Annotated in this window: 16 protein-coding genes; 8 read left to right on the top strand and 8 right to left on the bottom strand. The window is 72.9% G+C overall.

The features are described 5' to 3' along the window. Positions 1–77 precede the first annotated feature (77 nt). Entirely contained in the window at positions 78–1538 is a 1461-nt protein-coding gene (locus tag ACFWZH_RS27605; RefSeq protein WP_384436754.1) for an acyl-CoA synthetase, read from the top strand. Next, positions 1531–2967, top strand: a complete 1437-nt coding sequence (locus ACFWZH_RS27600; protein ID WP_384436751.1) for a carboxyl transferase domain-containing protein — start codon at positions 1531–1533, stop codon at positions 2965–2967. Before ACFWZH_RS27605 ends, ACFWZH_RS27600 begins: the two co-directional genes overlap by 8 nt. A 36-nt stretch (positions 2968–3003) precedes the next feature. Here the strand turns inward: ACFWZH_RS27600 and ACFWZH_RS27595 are convergent, their stop codons facing one another. Next, positions 3004–3912 carry a LysR family transcriptional regulator gene (locus ACFWZH_RS27595; protein WP_384436748.1) on the bottom strand — a complete coding sequence of 303 codons (909 nt, stop codon included), beginning with the start codon at positions 3910–3912 and terminating at the stop codon, positions 3004–3006. A 74-nt stretch (positions 3913–3986) separates the two neighbouring features. On the opposite strand from ACFWZH_RS27595, the gene ACFWZH_RS27590 reads away from it, so the two are divergent. After that, complete coding sequence (locus ACFWZH_RS27590) at positions 3987–5099, top strand: EamA family transporter (RefSeq protein WP_384436746.1); 1113 nt, start codon at positions 3987–3989, stop codon at positions 5097–5099. A gap of 204 nt (positions 5100–5303) precedes the next feature. Here the strand turns inward: ACFWZH_RS27590 and ACFWZH_RS27585 are convergent, their stop codons facing one another. Then, on the bottom strand, positions 5304–6635 hold the full coding sequence (locus ACFWZH_RS27585) for an aminotransferase class I/II-fold pyridoxal phosphate-dependent enzyme (RefSeq protein ID WP_384436744.1): 1332 nt from the start codon (positions 6633–6635) through the stop codon (positions 5304–5306). A 35-nt stretch (positions 6636–6670) separates the two neighbouring features. Here ACFWZH_RS27585 and ACFWZH_RS27580 point away from each other — a divergent pair, with 35 nt between their 5' ends. Beyond that, entirely contained in the window at positions 6671–7336 is a 666-nt protein-coding gene (locus tag ACFWZH_RS27580) for a pyridoxamine 5'-phosphate oxidase family protein (protein ID WP_384436741.1), read from the top strand. Between the two features lie 9 nt (positions 7337–7345). Continuing rightward, on the top strand, positions 7346–8008 hold the full coding sequence (locus tag ACFWZH_RS27575; RefSeq protein ID WP_384436739.1) for an FMN-binding negative transcriptional regulator: 663 nt from the start codon (positions 7346–7348) through the stop codon (positions 8006–8008). Positions 8009–8081: 73 nt separating this feature from the next. Here the strand turns inward: ACFWZH_RS27575 and ACFWZH_RS27570 are convergent, their stop codons facing one another. From ACFWZH_RS27570 to ACFWZH_RS27560, 3 genes are all read right to left on the bottom strand, one after another. Then, positions 8082–9059, bottom strand: coding sequence for a DMT family transporter (locus ACFWZH_RS27570; protein ID WP_384436736.1), 978 nt, complete (start codon positions 9057–9059; stop codon positions 8082–8084). Positions 9060–9235: 176 nt separating this feature from the next. Continuing rightward, the gene (locus ACFWZH_RS27565) at positions 9236–10396 is read right to left on the bottom strand and encodes a DMT family transporter (RefSeq protein ID WP_384436734.1); all 1161 of its coding nucleotides are present in this window, start codon (positions 10394–10396) and stop codon (positions 9236–9238) included. Between the two features lie 49 nt (positions 10397–10445). Continuing rightward, positions 10446–10976 carry a Clp protease N-terminal domain-containing protein gene (locus tag ACFWZH_RS27560; RefSeq protein WP_384436731.1) on the bottom strand — a complete coding sequence of 177 codons (531 nt, stop codon included), beginning with the start codon at positions 10974–10976 and terminating at the stop codon, positions 10446–10448. Positions 10977–11311: 335 nt separating this feature from the next. Between ACFWZH_RS27560 and ACFWZH_RS27555 the strand changes: the two genes are divergently transcribed. Further along, a complete protein-coding gene (locus tag ACFWZH_RS27555) occupies positions 11312–11740 on the top strand; it encodes an SRPBCC family protein (RefSeq protein WP_384436728.1) in 429 nt (142 codons plus the stop codon). A 74-nt stretch (positions 11741–11814) separates the two neighbouring features. On the opposite strand, the gene ACFWZH_RS27550 is transcribed toward ACFWZH_RS27555, so the two are convergent. After that, entirely contained in the window at positions 11815–12441 is a 627-nt protein-coding gene (locus ACFWZH_RS27550) for a PadR family transcriptional regulator (protein WP_384436725.1), read from the bottom strand. 186 nt (positions 12442–12627) lie between these two features. Between ACFWZH_RS27550 and ACFWZH_RS27545 the strand changes: the two genes are divergently transcribed. Next, positions 12628–13449 carry a PhzF family phenazine biosynthesis protein gene (locus tag ACFWZH_RS27545; protein WP_384436722.1) on the top strand — a complete coding sequence of 274 codons (822 nt, stop codon included), beginning with the start codon at positions 12628–12630 and terminating at the stop codon, positions 13447–13449. Between the two features lie 66 nt (positions 13450–13515). Here the strand turns inward: ACFWZH_RS27545 and ACFWZH_RS27540 are convergent, their stop codons facing one another. Beyond that, positions 13516–14331, bottom strand: coding sequence for a CPBP family intramembrane glutamic endopeptidase (locus tag ACFWZH_RS27540; RefSeq protein WP_384436718.1), 816 nt, complete (start codon positions 14329–14331; stop codon positions 13516–13518). Between the two features lie 193 nt (positions 14332–14524). On the opposite strand from ACFWZH_RS27540, the gene ACFWZH_RS27535 reads away from it, so the two are divergent. Beyond that, positions 14525–16312 (top strand): substrate-binding and VWA domain-containing protein, encoded by a 1788-nt coding sequence (locus tag ACFWZH_RS27535; RefSeq protein WP_384436715.1) that lies wholly within the window; start codon positions 14525–14527, stop codon positions 16310–16312. A gap of 28 nt (positions 16313–16340) precedes the next feature. Here ACFWZH_RS27535 and ACFWZH_RS27530 read toward each other — a convergent pair whose 3' ends face one another. Further along, a complete protein-coding gene (locus ACFWZH_RS27530) occupies positions 16341–17894 on the bottom strand; it encodes a glutamate-cysteine ligase family protein (protein WP_384436712.1) in 1554 nt (517 codons plus the stop codon). Positions 17895–18398 lie beyond the last annotated feature (504 nt).

The raw sequence follows: 18398 nt of genomic DNA, 5'->3' as shown, positions 1-18398 counted from the left end.
CCGCGCACCGCGCAGGTGCCGGAGCGGGACGGCCCGGCCGCTCGGTGCCGGGCGCCGACGAGGACGAAGGAGATCCGGTGAACGTGCTCTTCCCCGCACTGCGCGACGGTTCGCCCGCACCCGCGCTGCGCTTCGGCGACCGCGCCCTCAGCCATCGCCAGTTGGCGTCGGTCGCGGGCGCACTCGCCGAGCGGATCGCCGGGGTGACCCGGATCGCGATCTGGGCCACGCCGACGTTGGAGACCTCGGTGGGCGTGGTGGCCGCGCTGCTGGCCGGGGTGGCCGCCGTCCCGGTGAATCCGAAGATCGGTGAGAGCGAGCTGGCGCACATCGTGGCGGACAGCGCGCCGTCGCTCGTCCTGGCCGAGCCGGGCGCCACGCTCCCGGGTGCGCTCGCGGCGCTGCCCCGTATCGACATCGAGGCCGCCGAGCCTCCCGAGGAGACCGAACCGGCCCCGCTTCCGCTCGAACCGGGCGACGAGGCACCGGCCCTGATCGTCTACACCTCCGGCACGACGGGCCCGCCCAAGGGCGTGGTCCTCCCCCGCCGCGCCATCGCGCACACCCTCGACGCCCTCGAGGACGCCTGGCAGTGGACCGCCGACGACGTGCTCGTGCACGCCCTGCCGCTGTTCCACGTCCACGGCCTGATCCTCGGCGTCCTCGGGCCGCTGCGGCGCGGCGGCAGCGTCCACCACCTCGGGCGCTTCAGCACCGACGCGGTGGCCCGGGAGCTGCTGGCCGACGGCACGATGCTGTTCGGCGTGCCGACGATGTACCACCGCCTGGCCGTCGAGGCGGGCCGTGATCTCGAGCTGGCCAAGGCGCTGTCCCGCGCCCGGCTGCTGGTCTCCGGTTCGGCGGCGCTGCCGCTGACCGATCAAAAGCGGATCGCGGCGGCCTCGGGCCGGCGGGTGATCGAGCGCTACGGCATGACGGAGACCCTCATGAACACCAGCGTGCGGGCGGACGGCCCGGATGCCACGGGCACGGTGGGGGTGCCGCTGCCGGGGGTGTACGTCCGGCTGGTCGACGACGCGGGCCGGGTCGTCGAGGCCGGCGACGACGAGACGGTCGGCGAGATCCAGGTCCGCGGTCCGAACCTCTTCGTGGAGTACCTCAACCGCCCCGATGCCACCGCCGCCGCCTTCGACGGCGGATGGTTCCGTACGGGCGACATGGCCCTTCGCGACGCCGCCGGGAACTACCGCATCGTCGGTCGCAAGGCCACCGATCTGATCAAGAGCGGCGGCTACAAAATCGGCGCGGGCGAGATCGAGAACGCGCTGCTGGCCCACCCCTCGGTCGCCGAGGCGGCCGTCACCGGTGAGCCCGACGAGGACCTCGGCGAGCGGATCGTCGCCTGGATCGTGGCGGAGAGCGGCCCGGACGCCGGTCCGCCACCCTCCGGCGAGGAGCTCGCCGACCATGTCGCCCGCCAGCTGGCGCCGCACAAACGCCCCCGGACCGTCCACTTCCTGGACGCGCTGCCGCGCAACGACATGGGCAAGATCATGAAGCGAGAGCTCCGTGCGTGACGGCCCACTGCCCTGCAGTCGACTGACGGCCCGTCAGGCCCTCGCGGCGGTCGCGGACACCTACACCGAGCTCGTCGCGCCGGACGGCGCCCCAGGAGCGTCGCGCACCGCGTCCGGATCACGGGCCGAGGCCTCGCCCCGAGCGCCCGTGGCATCGGACGGCCCGCTCGGCTGGCACGGCTACGACGACGCGCGCAGGCGCGCCCGCGAGCGGACCGGCGAGGACGAGTCGGTGGTGACGGCCCTGGCCACGATCGGCGGCACACAAGCGGTCGTGCTCTCCTTCGAGTTCCGCTATCTGGGCGGCTCCCTGGGCGAGCGCACCGGCGACCGTCTGGAGGCCGCGTACACCGAGGCCCGGGAGCGGGGCCTGCCGGTCGTGTCGCTGATCGCCACGGGCGGCAGCCGGATGCAGGAGGGCATGCGTGCACTGTCCCAACTCCAGCGGGTGTCACGGCAGTCGGCGTACAACCGCGCCGCGGGGCTGGCGCAGATCGCCGTGCTCCGCGATCCGACGACCGGCGGCGGCTGGGCCACCCTCGGGGCGGGCGCCGATGTGATCCTCGCGCTGCCGGGGGCGCAGATCGGCTTCGCGGGCTCGCGGGTGCGTCCCCCGGACGCCGATCCCCGTGCCTACTGCGCCGAGGGGCAGCTGGCGTCCGGCCAGATCGATGCCGTGGTCCCGCCCGACCGGCTGCGCGGCACGCTCCAGCGGTGGCTGCGGCTGCTGTGCCCCCGGGCGGAGTCCGGGGGCCGCACCGCGGAACCGGCGCTCCCGCCGGAGGCACTGGGCGCGCCGGGGCTGCCGGAGAGCGGCTGGGGCGCGGTGGTGCGTGCCCGCGACGCCCGGCGGCCGCGCGCCGAGGCCTATCTGCGTGCGTACTTCGACGACTGGGAGGAGATCAGCGGCGACCGCTGCGGCGGCGTCGACCCCGGCATACGCTGCGGCTTCGGCCATCGCGACGGCCGCACCATCGCCTTCGCCGCGCAGTGCGGGACGGCCACCCGCCCGGCCGGATTCCGTACCGCCGCCCGTCTCGTCCGGCTGGCCGACCGGCTCGGCTTCCCGGTCCTCACGCTGGTGGACACCCCGGGCGCCGCCAATGACGCGGCCGCCGAGCGGGCCGGCGCCGGTGCGGCGATCGCGGACGCCTTCGCCGCGCTCGCCACCGCCCGGGTGCCGGTGACCTCCCTGCTCATCGGCGAGGGCGGTTCGGGCGGCGCCCTGGCGCTCGCCGCACCGGACCGACTCTGGGCGACACCGGACAGCTACTTCTCCGTGATCGCCCCGGAACTGGCCGCCGCGATCCTCAAACGCGACGAAGGGCAGGTACGGGAGACCGCCGACCAACTCCGCATCCGCCCGCAGGACTTGCTGGAGCTGGGCGTCATCCGCGCCATCGTCCCACCGGCGCCGGACCGGGAGTGAGCGGGGGCTGCCGACGCGGCGGCCGCCGCCATCGCGTCAGCAGCCCTCCAGATCCTTCCCGGCCGCGCGAAGCGCTGCCACCGCGGCCCGGATCGAGGGTCTGCGGTCCGCGTCCGCGCGCCAGATGGCGTACACATGGCGGCGCATGGTATGGCGTACGGGTACCACGCTCACCCCGTCCGGCACCGGCCCGCGGCCGAGGCGCGGAGCCACCGCGACCCCCAGCCCGGCCGCGATCAGGGCGAGCTGGGTGCCGTGCTCCTCCGCCATGTGCGCGATGCGCGGCTCCACGCCCTTGCTGCGCAGGGTGAACATCAGCCATTCGTTGCAGAACTCGCCCTGCGGCCAGGAGATCCACTCGTCGTCCGCGAAATCCTCCAGCTCCACCGACGTGCGCCCGGCCAGCGGATGCGTCGAGGGCATCGCCACATCGGCCGGATCGTCCAGGAGCGGGGCCTTCGCCAGCCCTTCGGGCAGGGACAACGGCCGGTTGTACCAGTCCAGTACGACCGCCAGATCGATATCGCCGCGCACCACTTGGCGTACCGACGCATCGGGGTCCAGCTCCGTCAACCCGGCGCGCAGCTGGGGGTGTTCGGCGCGCAGGGCGACGAGCGCGGACGGGAACAGCCCCCGGGCCGCGGTGGGGAAGGCGCCCATCCGCAGCTCGCCCACCGCTTGACCGCGATGCGCCTCCAGCTCCGCCTGCGCCAGTTCGACCTGGGAGAGGATGCGCACCGCATGGTCGGCCAGCAGCCGACCGGCGTCGGTCAGCCGCACCCCCCGGCCGTTCTTCGCCAGCAGCTGCTGACCGGTCTCCCGCTCCAGCTTGGCGATCTGCTGCGAGACGGCCGACGTCGTCACATGCAGTCCCTCGGCGGCCGCGCTCACCGACCCATGACGGGCGACCGCGCTCAGCGTCCGTAGGCGATCAAGGTTCAACATGTAAGCAATGCTAATCGATACCCCCCACAGAATTTCGCTTGTGCTACGAATTTGTACGCCGCATCGTTGACGCCATGAGCACCGCCACCGGCGCACCCACCGCCTCCGCCCGCACCGCGAACTCCCCCTCGTCCCCTACCGACCCCGCTGCCCCGCAGCCCGTCGGCACCCCCTCCCCGGCCGCCTCCGCCGCCCCGGTCTCCCCCGAATCCGGCAACCGGCCCGCGCGCCGCCTTCGCGCCTTCGGCTGGCAGGCCCGCTTCGCCGTCCTCGTCCTGATCTGGGGCTTCAGCTTCCTCTTCATCAAGGTGGGAACGCAGAGCTTCGCGCCGCTGCAGGTCACGCTGGGCCGGGTGGCGTTCGGTGCGCTGGTACTGCTGACCATCCTCGCGATCAGGCGCGAGCGACTCCCTCGCTCCCTGCGCACCTGGGGCCATCTCGCCGTCGCCGCGTTCTTCCTCAACGCGCTGCCGTTCTCGCTCTTCGCCTACTCCGAGCTGACCATCCCCTCCACCCTCGCCGGCATCTGCAACGCCACCTCCCCGCTGTGGGGCATGGCGCTGTCGGTCGTCGCGCTGTCCGAGGACCGCCCCACCCGGCGCCGGGTCGCGGGCCTGGGCATCGGCTTCCTGGGCGTACTGACCGTGCTCGGCGCCTGGCAGGGCTTCGCCGGCACGGATCTGACGGGCACCGCGATGGCGCTCGGCGCCTCGCTCAGCTACCCCATCGGCTGGATCTACGTCCGCCGCACCCTGGCCGGCGCCGGGCAGTCACACCTCTCCATGTCCAGCGCCCAGCTGCTGCTCGCCACCGCCCAACTGGCGGTGGTCACCCCCCTGTTCACGTCCGCGCCGACCGGCTACCCGATCGTCCCGCTGCTCGCCGTCTTCGCGCTCGGCGCCCTGGGCACCGGTTTCGCCTTCCTCCTCCAGTACGGCCTGGTCGCCGAGGTCGGTCCGACCACGGCCCAGATGGTCACCTACTTCGTCCCCGTGATCGCCACCGCCGCCGGAGTCGCCCTCCTGGGCGAGCAGCTGAGCTGGCACACGCCCATCGGCGCCCTGATCATCCTGTTCGGCGCCGCCCTCACCCAGAGCAAGCCCCGCCCCACCCGTCCCTCAACTCCGGTCGCCACCTCCACCACGACCACCACGATCACCACGGACCGCTCTGGCCGTCGGGCCTGACCATCGGGTCGGGGCCGGACGGGCCGCCCTGACGCCCGGCCCGTGCCCCGTGCCCCGTGGCCTGTGCCCCGTAGGCCGTGGCCTGTGCCCCGTAGCCCGTAGCCCGTAGCCCGTAGCCCGTGAGAACGGCGCCCGGCGCCCGACCGGCTCGGCCGACGAGGCGATGTTCGCCCACCGGCCAGCAGCCGAGCGGCCGGGCCCCGCTCACTCGTACCTCCGGGCCTCCCCCACCCCTGTGGCCGCGGCGACCGCGTCGGCCACAGGGGCGATGTCGTGCTCGCCGAGGCCGGAGACGGTGATGCGGATACCGGGCGGGGAGTGCAGACGGAAACGGGCGCCGGGGGCCACCGCCCAGCCGGAGTGCAGCAGCCGGGCAACCGCACCGGTCTCGTCCGGGACGGGCACCCAGACGTTCATACCGCTGCGGCCCCGCGCGGGCACTCCGCGCTCGGCCAGGGCGCGTATCAGCGCGTCCCGACGCCGGCCGTACGCAGCGGCCACCGTCTTCGGGTCGATCGCGGACGTCCGCCACAGATGCAGGACCGCGTCCTGAAGCAGATGGCTGACCCAGCCGGGGCCCAGGCGCTGCCGGCCCCGCACCCGGTCCACCGTCAGGGCGTCGCCGGTGAGCACCGCCAGACGCAGGTCGGGGCCGTAGGACTTGGCCGTCGAGCGGACCAGGGCCCAGTGGTCGGTGACGCCGGAGAGCGGGTGGAGCGGGAGGTCGACGATGCCATGGCCATGATCGTCCTCGATGAGCAGCACTCCGGGGTGGTCCGCCAGGAGCGCACGCAGCTCGCCGGCGCGGGCGGGGCTGACGGCGGCACCCGTCGGGTTCTGCGCCCGGTCGGTGATGACGACCGCACGCGCGCCGTCCTGAAGAGCGCCCGCCAACCGGTCGGGCAGCGGGCCGTCGTCGTCCACCCCGACCGGCGCGGGGCGCAGTCCGAGCGCCGGGATGAGATCCAGCAGGCTGCCCCACCCCGGATCCTCCACCGCGACGGTGTCACCGGGCCGCAGATGGGCGGCCAGCACCCGTTCGATGGCGTCCAATGAGCCGCTGGTGACGGCGATCGGGCCGTCGGTCACACCGTCCGCGGCGAAGGACGAGCGGGCCACGGCCGCGAGGTCCTCGTCGACGGCCGGTGCGCCGTAGAGCACCGGGCGTCTCGCGGCGCGCGCCGCGGCCTCGGCCAGGGCACGTTCGAGCGGAGGCAGCAGGGCCGGGTCGGGGTTGCCGTCGGAGGCGTCGCGGACGCCCGGCGGCACCTCCACCCGCAACGCCTCACGCGGGGTGCTCGCCGGGCGGGGGCGCACCCGGCTGCCACGACGGCCCGCCGTCTCGATCACACCCCGGTCGCGGAGCGTGCGGTACGCGGCCGCGACCGTATTCGGATTGACCTCCAAGTAGACGGCCAACTCCCTGAGCGGGGGCAGGACTTCACCCGGCTGGAGCTCGCCCGCACCGACGGCTCGCTCGACACTGGCGGCAATCTCCGATGCGCGCCGCCCTTCGATCCGATACTCTCCTAGCACAAACTTGATTATGCACTAGTGCAATGGAGTTCGCAATGTCCGCAGCAGAGTCGTACGAACCGACCGGCCGCACGACGCCCACCCGCGCCCGCGAGCGCGCCGCATACGACCACGAGACGGTGCACGACATCCTCGACGCCGGGTACGTCTGCCATCTGGGCTTCGTCCGCGACGGCTCCCCGGTCGTGCTGCCGACGCTCTACGGCCGGGTCGGCGACCGCCTCTATCTGCACGGCTCGACGGGCTCCCGCCCGCTGCGGATGGCCGGCGAGGCACCCGACCCCGGACTCGCGGTCTGCGTCACGGTCACCCATGTCGACGGCCTGGTGCTGGCCCGCTCCGCGTTCCACCACTCCATCAACTACCGCTGCGTCGTGGTCCACGGCACCGCGTATCAGGTGACCGGAGCGGAGGAGAAGACGGCCGCCCTCGACGCGCTCGTCGACCATGTGCTGCCCGGGCGCGCCGCGGACTCCCGCCCCGGCAACGCCAAGGAGCTGGCCGCCACCTCCGTGATCCGGCTCGACCTGCGCGAGGTCTCCGCCAAGATCCGCACCGGCGGCCCCCACGACGAGCCCGAAGACCTCGCCCTGCCGTACTGGAGCGGCGTCCTTCCCGTGGCCCCGGCGTACGGCGCCCCCATACCGTCCGACGACCTCGCGCCCGGCGTCCCCGAGCCGGCGTACCTCCCCGCCCGCTGAGGAGCCACCGTGCTGATCCACCCCTGGGACGCGCCCCGCGACGACACCGAGTGGCAACACTGGCTCGCGGCGCACGACTTCGGCCAGCTGGCCGCCAACGGACCGTCCGGTGAGCCGCCGCTGGTGCAGCCGCTGCACTTCGCCTACGACCCGGAGCGCCGCGAGGCCGTCACGCATCTGGCCCGCCCCCACCCCCTCTGGCACGCGCTGGCCGACCACCCGACGGTCCTTTTGAGCGTGGTGGACGACTACGCCTTCATCCCCGGCCCCTGGCAGGCGGCGGAGGACCAGCCGCCCGAACACGGCGTCCCCACCAGCTTCTACGCCGCGGTCCAGCTGACCTGCACCGCCCACGTCGTGGACGACCCGGAGGCCAAGGCGGCGCTGCTGCAGCGCCAGATGGGCCACTTCCAGCCGGACGGCGGCTCGGCTCCGGTCGCCGCGGGCGAGGAGCCGTACGGGCGGCTGCTGTCCGGCATCCGCGGGCTGCGCCTCGAAGTGCGGGAGGTACGCGCCAAGTTCAAGTACGGCGGCAAGCGGAGCGAGGCCGTCCAGCACCGCGTCTCGGAGCGCCTCGCCGAGCGCGGCGGCCCCGGGGACGCGGCGGCCCGCGGCCACCAGCAGCGTCGCCTGGCAGCGGCCTCGGCCACTACGGGAACGCCCTCGCCCTGAAGAGCCTGGGTGCCCCTTCCGTCCCCGGTGTGACGGGGGTGCCCGGCCGAGGCGACCGGCCGGGCACGCGTCCTCAGCCCGCCGCCGGAGCCGCCGACCCGGTGGCCGCCCTCGCCCCGCGCGCCTCCGTCACCGCCAGCGCGGCGACCGCCGTCAGCAGCACGCCGGTCCCGACCGCCGTGGCCATGGTCAGCCGCTCCCCCAGGAGGAGCACCGCGATGGCCGCGGCCGACACCGGCTCGATCAGTGAGATCACGGAGGCGGTCGCGGCCCGTACAGCGGCCAGCCCGGCGAAGTACAGCCCATAGGCCAGCGCCGTCGGCACCGCCGCGATATAGCCCATCAGCCACAGGCTGCGCCCCAGATCGTGCGTCTGGGGCCACAGCCCCTCCATCACCGCGAGCGGCAGCAGGCACAGCGCGGCCACCGCGAACGCGCTGATCGCCGAGGCGTACGGATCGCTGCCGCCGCCCTTGCCCAGCCGCCGGGTGGCCAGTGTCATCGCGGCGCAGCCGGTCGCGGACAGCAGGGCGTAGCCGACACCGGCGGGACGGACGGTCGCGGCGCCGTCCCCGCCGAGCACCAGGATCAGCAGCCCGGTCAGCGCACCGGCGACGGCCAGTGCTCCGCCCGCACCGAGCCGTTCGCCCATCGTCACGCGCGCCCCGATGGCGATGAGGACGGGTCCCGCCCCCATGGTGACGACGGTGCCCACAGCCAGGCCCGTGGCCTCGACGGCCGCGAAGTAGGCGGCCTGGAAGACGGCGAGGGCGATGCCGGTCACGGCGAGGCGCATGGCGCGCCGACGGATCGGCTCGTACGGAGCAGGGGCGACGGGGGCGCCGGACCGGCGGCGCCGCAGCGCCCGTACGGCGAGCAGCAGAAGCAGTCCGCCGAAGGTGCGCCAGAAGGTGAGGGCGATCGGGCCCAGTCCGCTGCCCCGGTAGAGCAGGGCCGCGGCCGCACCCGCGGTGCCCCAGGCGGTCGCGGCGAAGGTGACGTACAGCAGCCCCCGGCCCACGGGCAGGGTGACGGCAGAAGTGGCATGCATGGGAGGTGTGCTCCGGGAAATCCAGTACGGCGCGATGCGCCGTGGAACGGTCGCGTGATCCCGTATGCAGGCAGCGACGAACAGCCCGGGTACTGCCCGGGTCTGGGTTTCCTCGGAGGTCGCGCCCGCCTTACGCGGCGGGCGGGGGCAGCACGGTCGAATGCATGATCGCCACCCTACGTGGCGCGTGATCCGGCGGCCAAGTCGTCCTCGGAGCCGGCCGGAGGCGCCGCGGCCACCGGCGCTGCGGCGTCCGCCGGAGCACCCGCCCCCGCGAGGTCCCCGCTCTGCGCACCGGCTCCCGCGACCACCACCGTCTGCGTCGACTTCGGCTTGGCCGACTGCGCGATGAAGGCGCCGCACAGCACCACCGCCCCGCCCGCGATCTGCGGCGCGGAGAGGTGCTCACCGAGCAGCACCCAGGCCAGGACGGTCGCGATGACCGCCTCCAGGCAGGCGACCACCCCTGCCACCTGGGGCGAGAGCCGACGGATCGACACCACGCCGGTGAGGTAGGCGGCCACCGTCGCGACCAGCACGATCCAGGCGAGCAGCGCGGCGGCGGGCAGCCGGACGCCGTTCATCTCCGCGCCGCCGCCGAGCACCGACCAGTCCATGCCCCAGGGGCGGGCGATCACCGTGAGGACGACGGCACCGATGAGCAGGCCGTACGCGATCACGCCGAGCGGGTCGGCGGAGTCCTCGTCGTCGGCGCCGTGGTCGGAGAGCACGAAGTAGCCGACCTGGCAGCAGGCCGCGCCGAGCGCGAGGGCCAGACCGACGACGTCGAAGCTCAGCCCGGACCAGACCTCCACGACGCAGGCCAGGCCGCTTACGGCGAGCACGACCCCGACCGCGGCGGCGCGGGTGACCGGCCGCTTCTGGACGAAGCGGACCCAGCCCAGGACGAGGGCGGGAGCGAGGTATTCGATGAGCAGCGCGACGCCGACGGGGATGCGGGAGATCGCGGCGAAGTAGCAGGCCTGTACGCCGGCCACGGCGAGCAGGCCGAAGCCCGCGAGCAGGGCGGGCCGACGGCGCGGCAGGTCCCGGTGGCGCCAGGCGATCGGCAGCATCACCAGCGCGGCGCCGGCCACCCGCAGCCAGGTCACATGCAGCGGTTCGAGACCGGCCTCGATCAGCGGCTTGGCGGCCACGCCCGAACCGCCGAAGGCGAGGGCGGACAGCAGGGCGAGGCCCAGGCCCGCGCCACGTCCCCGGGGCGCGCTGCGGCCCGGCCCGGAGCCGGATGACGGCTGCCCGGCAGCCGGGGACGCTGGAGTCGCCTGCCCCGGGCCGGTCGCTGGACCTGCCGGGCTTCCCGAAGACGCGTGCATCGGGTCATCATGACAGCCGTCGTCAGGAGCGTCACCCCCGATACCCCTGTCAGTCCTGGCCCGGGCGCTCCCCGTCCAGACGAGCGGCGAGCGCGGCGGTGTCGACGGAGGCCCGGTGCAAGACCTCCACGGCCCGGGATTCGGGGTCGTCCACCAGCGCGGCGAGGAGATCGAGACAGCCGGCGCGGAGGGCGTAGCGCGCGTGCGCGCGGTCGAGGGCGCCGTCCATGGCGGCGGCCGCGGCCGGTGACCACCCGGGGACTCCGCCCTCGGTGACCATGGGGACCGCGCCGGAGTCCTCGACGGTGCCGTGCCATTGGAGTCCGTAGCCGATGCTGCGCTGGACCAGGTAGCCGAGCAGCCGCGCCACCTGCGGCCCGCCGTCGAAGGCCGCGCGTACGGCGGGGTCCGATTCCAGCAGCCCGTGCAGCAGATGTGCGGTGTCGACCTGCCGGTCACCGTCGCGGGTGGCCCGCCTGCGGGCAGCGGAGACCACCGACGCGAGCTCGACGGTGAGCTGACTGTCGAGGTCCTCCTGGGCGGAGCCGTCGCCGCCACTGTACGCAGTACGGTTTTGCACAGCTCCCACCCCACCAGCCCCCATGGCCGGGAACATCCCCGGCGGGAAGCATTTGCGCATCCCACGCTGGTTGGGGATGCCCGCACCGGATCTCCTCCCTAGGGAGGAGACATCCCGCGGAGAAAATGCGGGGGAACCATGAAGATCGGACATACGGGGCGACAGGCCCCACGTCATAGCCACATGTCACGCCCCCTCCCGAACCTGCCGCCGAAACAGGCCACTCCCGACACCTGACGAGCCATCAGCCGGAGCGTCCCTCACTCTTGAACCTTCACCCCCGTGCGGCTACGTTCCGCGGCACCAGCCAGGACCGTCACCGAAGGGGTGATCGCATGGCCGAAGTCACCGCCCAGACCCGTATCGAGGCACCGGCCGGGAAGATCTGGGACCGGCTCACCGACTTCGATGCGTACGGGGAGTGGAACGCCACCCACACCGCCTTCCCCAAGGGCGGACCGAAGACGCTCGAGGCGGGCGCGTCCTACGAAGAGCACATGAAGCTGATGGGCTTCCCCGCGGAGGTCACCTGGACCGTCCGGGAGCTGGAGCCGGGACGACTGCTCGACATCCAGGGCAAGGGCCCGATGGGCGTCAGCCTGGGCATGCGCTATGCGCTCACGCCGAACGGCGAGGCGACGGCCGTGCGGATCGACGGCACGTTCACCGGCGCGGCGGTCTCACTGATGACCGGCAAGCTCAAGGACTCGGCGAGCGCCGCACTGAACGAGTCGCTGCGCAAGCTCGCCGGCCTGGTCTCCTGACTCTCCGGGGGCCGCCGCCCCTTCCGTCCGGCCCCCGGAGACCGCCGACCACCCCTCTCACCGTCCACCGCCGCTCAGTCCTCTTCGGCAAGGATCAGATACAGCTCCTTGCGGGCCTTGTTGACCACCGCCATGGCCTTCTCCCGCTGCTCGGGGCTGCCGGTGGCCCACACCTGACGGAACGCCTCGACCAGGCCGCCGCCCGCCTTGCGTATCTCGTTCATCGCCTCCCAGTCGACGCCCCGGCCGGCGTCCTCCCAGGGGGCGTCCGAGCCGCTGTCCGCCTCGGCGCGCCCGGCGTCGGTCAGCGAGAACAGCTTCTTGCCCCCCTCGCTGGCGCTGGCGATCAACCCCTCGTCCTCCAGGAGCTGCAGGGTCGGATAGACCGAGCCGGGGCTCGGCTTCCACGCCCCACCGCTGCGCTCGGCGATCTCCTGGATCATTTCGTAGCCGTGCATCGGGCGGTCCTTGAGCAGCGCCAGTATCGAGGCGCGCACATCGCCGCGGCGCGCCCGGCCGCGCGGTCCGCCGCGCCCTCGGCCGCCGCCGAAAGGCGGGCCCCCGAAGGGCGGACCGAAGGAGCCGAAAGCGGAGCGCCGCCGCTCCCAGCCGCCCCCGAACTCCCCGCGACCGCCGGAGCGGCCGGGTCCGCAGTAGTCATGGCGATGCTCGTGCCCGTGGTCGTGTCCTTGGGAACGCATGTCGTTCTCCCTCTCGATCGTTGAGCTGTCGCGAATCTATCGCGATGCCTCAACGATATATCGGGACTGTTCGTCGAAGCAAGACCCCGAGCTACCTCCGCAGGCGATCGGCCGGCCACCATCCATAGCCAATTTTCTGGAATTGGCCTTGGCCTGCGGCTTTGTGGCACCTCTACGCTCGCGGCCATGAGGATTCGTATCGTCGACGCCTTCAGTGCGCGTCCGTTCACCGGCAACCCCGCGGGAGTCGTGCTCCTCGACTCCGACGCGTTCCCCGACACCGCCTGGCTCCAGCAGGTCGCCACCGAGGTCAACCTCTCCGAGACCGCCTTCGCGCACCCGCTGCCCGAGGGCGGGGACGCCGACTGGGCACTGCGCTGGCTCACCCCGGCCGCCGAGGTGAACATGTGCGGGCACGCCACTTTGGCCACCGCGCACGTTCTCCACACCACAGGGGCGGCCACCGGTACGGTCCGCTTCCGCACCCGCAGCGGGGTGCCGACCACGACGGCCGGCGACGACGGCACGATCACCATGGACTTCCCGACCGCGCCGCTGACGCCCGTAGAGGTGCCGCCGGTCGTCGCGGACGCACTGGGCACCGAGATCCGCTCGGCCCACGACACCGGGCCCGATGTCGGCGACCTCCTGGTCGAGCTGGCCGACGAGAGTTCCGTACGCACGCTGTCGCCGGACCTCAGGTCGCTCGCCGGGCACGGCGGCCGAGGGGTGATCGCCACCGCGCGCGCCGAAGACCCCGTCGGCGGCTACGACTTCGTCTCGCGCTGCTTCTTCCCGGCGCTGGGCATCGACGAGGACCCGGTGACGGGCAGCGCGCACACCGCGCTCGCCCCCTTCTGGTCGGCCCGTATGGGCCGCGACTCGCTGATCGGGCTGCAGGGCTCGGCCCGTACCGGCTACGTCCGTACCGAGCTGCGCGGCGACCGTACGCTGCTCACCGGGTCGGCGGTCACGGTGATCGACGGCGAACTGCTGGTCAAGGACTGAGCGAAGAGCAGCCGACCGAGCCGCGGGAAGTAGATGAGGGCGAGGGCATCGGCCCTCGCCCTCGCCTCACCCCGTAGGCAGCCACCCCACCTTGCCCGCCAGCAGCGCGAACCCGACGAACGCCACGATGTCTATCAAGGCGTGCGCGGCGACCAGCGGTCCGACCCGGCCCCACCGCCGGTAGAGCAGGACGAAGATCACGCCCATCACCATGTTGCCGAAGAAGCCGCCGATGCCCTGGTAGAGGTGGTAGGAACCGCGCAGCACCGAACTGGCCGCCAGCGCCGCCATCGGAGACCACCCCAACTGCCCCAGTCTGCGCAGCAGATACCCGACGACGATGACCTCCTCCAGGACGGCGTTCTGCACCGCGGAGGCGATCAGCACCGGGATCTTCCACCACACCTCGGGCAGCGCCTCGGGGATCACCGTCAGATTGAATCCGGCCGCCCGCGCACCCAGATAGAGCAGCAGACCGCTGCCCCCGATGGCGGCCGCCAGGGCGACACCCCGGCTCAGGTCGAAGCCGGGCCGCCGCCGGTCGAAGCCGATCACCCGCAGCCCGCCGGCCCGTTCCCGCAGCAGCAGATGCGCGACCAGCGCCACGGGCACCAGTGCGCTCGCGATCCCGAACAGCTGCCAGGCGAGATCCAGCCACGGCCGGCCCGGCGCATGGGAGGCGTTGAGCGTCGCCGCCTGGTCCTTGAGGCCGCCGGGCTTGGTCACCGACCCGATGAAGCTGATGAGCGCCGACAGCGCGCTGGCACCCAGCGAGAGGGCCAGGACGATCAGTGTCTCGCTGCGCAGGACGCGCCGGGACGGCTCCTCGGCCGTCCCCGCCCCCGCACCGGGCCCTCGCCCCGGAACGCCCCCATCGGCCACGGGACTTGTATCCGACTGCACGCTTCCTCCACTTCCGCATTACCGCCTCTTCGCCACCACCGCCCCGCTAGGGTCTCGACAGCAGGTACGAAGATCGCGCGCGACAGGCCGGGGACGGGCGCCATCCACGTGGCGCGCGGTCCCTCTTCTCATCGAACCCGATCGAGCTCCGAGAAGGAGAGGCGCTACCGCAATGGGACGACACAGCTTGCCGGACGCCCCCGCACCGCGGCGCATCGGGGCCCGCCCCGATGCACGTCGTCGCACCCTGGTCGTCTCCACCAGCCTGGCCCTCGCCGTCGCCGCCGGCTCGGTCGTCGCCCTGCGCAGCGATCTGCTCCCCTTCGGCGACCCGTGCGACGGCGCGTCGGTACGGCTCGACGTGGCCGCCTCGCCCGATATCGCCCCGGCACTGGCGGCGGTGGCCAAGACGGCCCGCGAGGACGCGACCCGCACCGACGGCCGATGCCTCGACGTCAGGATCACCGCACGCCCCTCCCGCGAGATCGCCGACTCCTTCGGCCAACGGCCGGTCGACCCCGAGTTCCAGGTGTGGATACCGGATTCGCACCTGTGGGTGGACCGGGTCGACGCGGAGCGCGGCACCCCGTTGACCGCCGCCGACACCATCGCCTCCTCGCCGATCGCGCTGGGCGCCGTCCCGAAGACCGCCAAGGCACTGGGCTGGCCGAAAAAGACCTACACCTGGGCCGAGCTGACCCGGACCGCGACATCCGGCGACGCGCTGCGCCTGGGTATGGCCGACCCGGCCCGCAGCGCCACCGGGCTGCTCGCCCTGGCCCGTATCCACGCCGTCGACACCGCGGAAGCCAAGGACGACGACGAGGCCGAAGTCCGCACCGCCGCCACGGCGAAGCTCCTCGCCCAGCGGGTCGCGGACGGCGACGGCCAGATACCGGCCACGTTGCCGCGCGACGGCTCCGGAGCCGAGCAGGGCAATCCGCGCCGCAACCAGGCGCTGCTGCTGTCCGAGCAGGCCGCCTACGCCCACAACACCCGTGCCGACGGCGGCCCGCGACTGGAGCTGTTCTACCCCAAGGACGGCGCCGCCCAGCTCACCTACCCGTACACCCTGGTCGACGACGGCGCGCTCAGCCCCGAGCAGACCCGCGCCGCCAACCGCTTCCTGACGCTGCTGGGCGAGCCGGGCGGGCAGCGCACGCTGCGCGCACGCGGCTTCCGACCCGGCAACGGCGCCGCGGTCGCGAAGGTGGTGGACACGGCCGGCGGGCGCGCCGCCCAGCCGTACGCGGTCGCGCCCGCCGATCAGCCGACGGCCAAGGAACTGCGGGCGCTGCTGGGCATGTGGACGATCACGGTGCAGAGCGCCCGGATCTGCACCGTCGTGGACGTCTCGGCGTCGATGGGCAGTCAGGTTCCGGGCCGGGGCGGCCAATCCCGTATGGACCTCGCCAGGAACTCCCTCCTCCAGGCGCTGGCCACGTTCACGCCCGAGGACGAGGTCGGACTGTGGAAGTTCGCCACCCTTCTGGACGGCGGCAAGGACTACGTGGAGCTGTCACCCACCAGCCGCCTCGGCGACCGGGGTGAGGACGGCGCCACCCACCGCGATGCGCTCGCCGCCGCGTTCGGCTCGCTCGCCCCGGCCCCCCACGGCGCCACCGGTCTGTACGACACCACGCTCGCCGCCTACCGAAGCGCCCGTGCGACGTATGCGAGCGGGAAGTTCAACGCGGTGGTCGTCGTCACCGACGGCGCCAACGACGACGTCGGCGGCATCTCCCTCGGCGCCCTGGTCGGCGAGTTGAAGAAGCTCTCCTCCCCGGACCGTCCGGTACCGCTGATCGCCCTCGCGATCGGCCCGGAGGCGGACGAGTCCGCCCTGGAGCGCATCGTGGCGCCCACCGGCGGCTCGGCGCACCGCGTCGGCGACCCGTCCCAGATCCACCAGGTGATCCTCAAGGCCATCATGGCGGCGGGCGGCACCGGAAGGCGCTGAGCGGCCCCGCCCGCACCCCAGCCGGGCCCTACGCGCCCCCGGTCGCCGCCTGCCGCGGTCCCGGCACGGCCCACCGCTCGCCGAGCGCCCAGGCCACCGGCCAGGTGTGCACCGGCTGGCCGGCGTGCATCAGCTCGCTGTAGCGCCGGGTCATCGCGGCGAGCGCGGCCTCCCGGCCCAGGCCCTGCCGCCGGGCGTGGTGGAAGGCCGCGGCCTGCCAGGAGGCGCCGTTCACCCGACGCCGGCAGCGCTCCTCGATGATGGCCAGATAGCGGTCGCGGTCGGCCGGTTCCACGCCCCAGGCGTCCAGCCCGCGGGCCGCCAACGGCAACAGCTCCTGGCGTACGAGCCGTACGGCCGGTATCTCCGCGAGCGTGCCGGCCCGCCCGGGACGCGGCCAGAGCAGGGTGGCGTCGATGCCGTGCCGGCAGGCGGTGTCGAAGTTCCGGGCCGCGGTGTCGAACGGAAGGCGCGACCATATGGGGCGCGGCTCCTCGGCCAGCGCTCGCACCACGCCGTAGTAGAAGGCGGTGTTGGCGATCACGTCGGCGACAGTGGGGCCGGCCGGCAGCACCCGGTTCTCGACCCTGAGGTGGGCGACGCCGTCGGTGACGGCGTAGACGGGCCGGTTCCAGCGGTAGACCGTGCCGTTGTGCAGCACCAGTTCGGCGAGGTCGGGCACTCCGCCCTCGTCGAGGACGCGCAGCGGCTCCTGCGGGCCGCACAGGGGCAGCAGCGGCGGGAAGTAGCGCAGGTTCTCCTCGAACAGGTCGTATGCGGAGCTGATCCAGCGCTCTCCGAACCACGTCCGGGGACGTACGCCCTGGGCCGTCAGCTCGGGCGCGCGGGTGTCGGTGGCCTGCTGGAAGACCGGCGGCCGCGACTCGCGCCACAGCTCACGGCCGAAGAGGAACGGCGAGTTGGCACCGACCGCCACCTGCACCGCGGCGATGGCCTGGGCCGCGTTCCAGACGGCGGCGAAGCGGCCGGGCGTCACCTGGAGGTGCAACTGGACGGACGTGCAGGCGGCCTCCGGCGCGATCGAGGGCGAGCGGGCGACCAGATGCTCGACACCCTGGATGTCGAGTGCGAAGTCCTCGCCGCGGGCCGCCCTCATCTGCTCGTTGAGCAGCACATAGCGGTCGTTCTCGGAGAGACTGGCCGCCGTGAGGTCACTGGCGTGCAGGGTCGGCAGAATACCGATCATCACGATCCTGGCGGCGACCTCGCGGGCCTGCCTTTCCGCGTAGGCCAGCCCCGTACGGAGTTCCTCGGCGAGCTGGTCCAGGACATGGCCGGACAATCGGTGCGGCAGGATGTTGACTTCCAGGTTGCACTGGGCGAGTTCGGTCTGGAAATCACGGCTGGCGATGCGCTCGAGAACCTGGGAGTTCATCATGCGGGGCAGACCGTCCGGGCCCGCCAGATTGAGCTCGATCTCCAGGCCCATGAGATTCCTGGGCCGGTCGAACCGCTTCTCCGCCAGCAGCCTCTGCAAGCCCTCGAGACACTCGTGAAGCTTTCTTCGATAACGCTCCCGGTCCGCCAGGTCGATCCCGCCCGCGGCGACCTTCTCCCCCATCGAAGGGTCCTTCCTTGAGTGAACGTCCCGCGACCACGGGCCGCTTGGGGCCGTCCCCGACACGCCGGGGCTCGCGCTACGGTCGATGATGCCCCGGCAATCTGATCGATAACGCCTCAGGGGCGTGCCGGTGCCGATAGGCTCGAAGTGGTGCGGCGTCCGGCACATTCCCCGGGCATATCCAGGTGGCCATCGCCGTTCGCATTTCGCTTGTGAAATTCACCGACGAGATCCGGCCTACCGCACCGGCTTGGAATTACGAGGTGACATCGCAAAGGCACCGTACAAAGCGGTGAAAAACACCTCGCGCGAGGGTCTGGATTCTACCTTGCCGTAAATCCGCAAGACAGGTAGCCGAAACACTTTCAGAACATACGTCGTATAAACTCCCGCTTACGAGGCAGAGAGTCGACGCCCAGCGTCGTGGTGATTTCGCCGGTGCTGGGGCACAGCGGCCAGGGCGTGCCCGGTGGGTCTACGCGGATCGATCCCGCGTAGACCCAC

Source organism: Streptomyces sp. NPDC059008 (assembly GCF_042749045.1).
In the GTDB taxonomy this organism is placed as follows: Bacteria; Actinomycetota; Actinomycetes; order Streptomycetales; family Streptomycetaceae; genus Streptomyces.
This window is presented reverse-complemented; position numbering and strand designations above follow the sequence as displayed.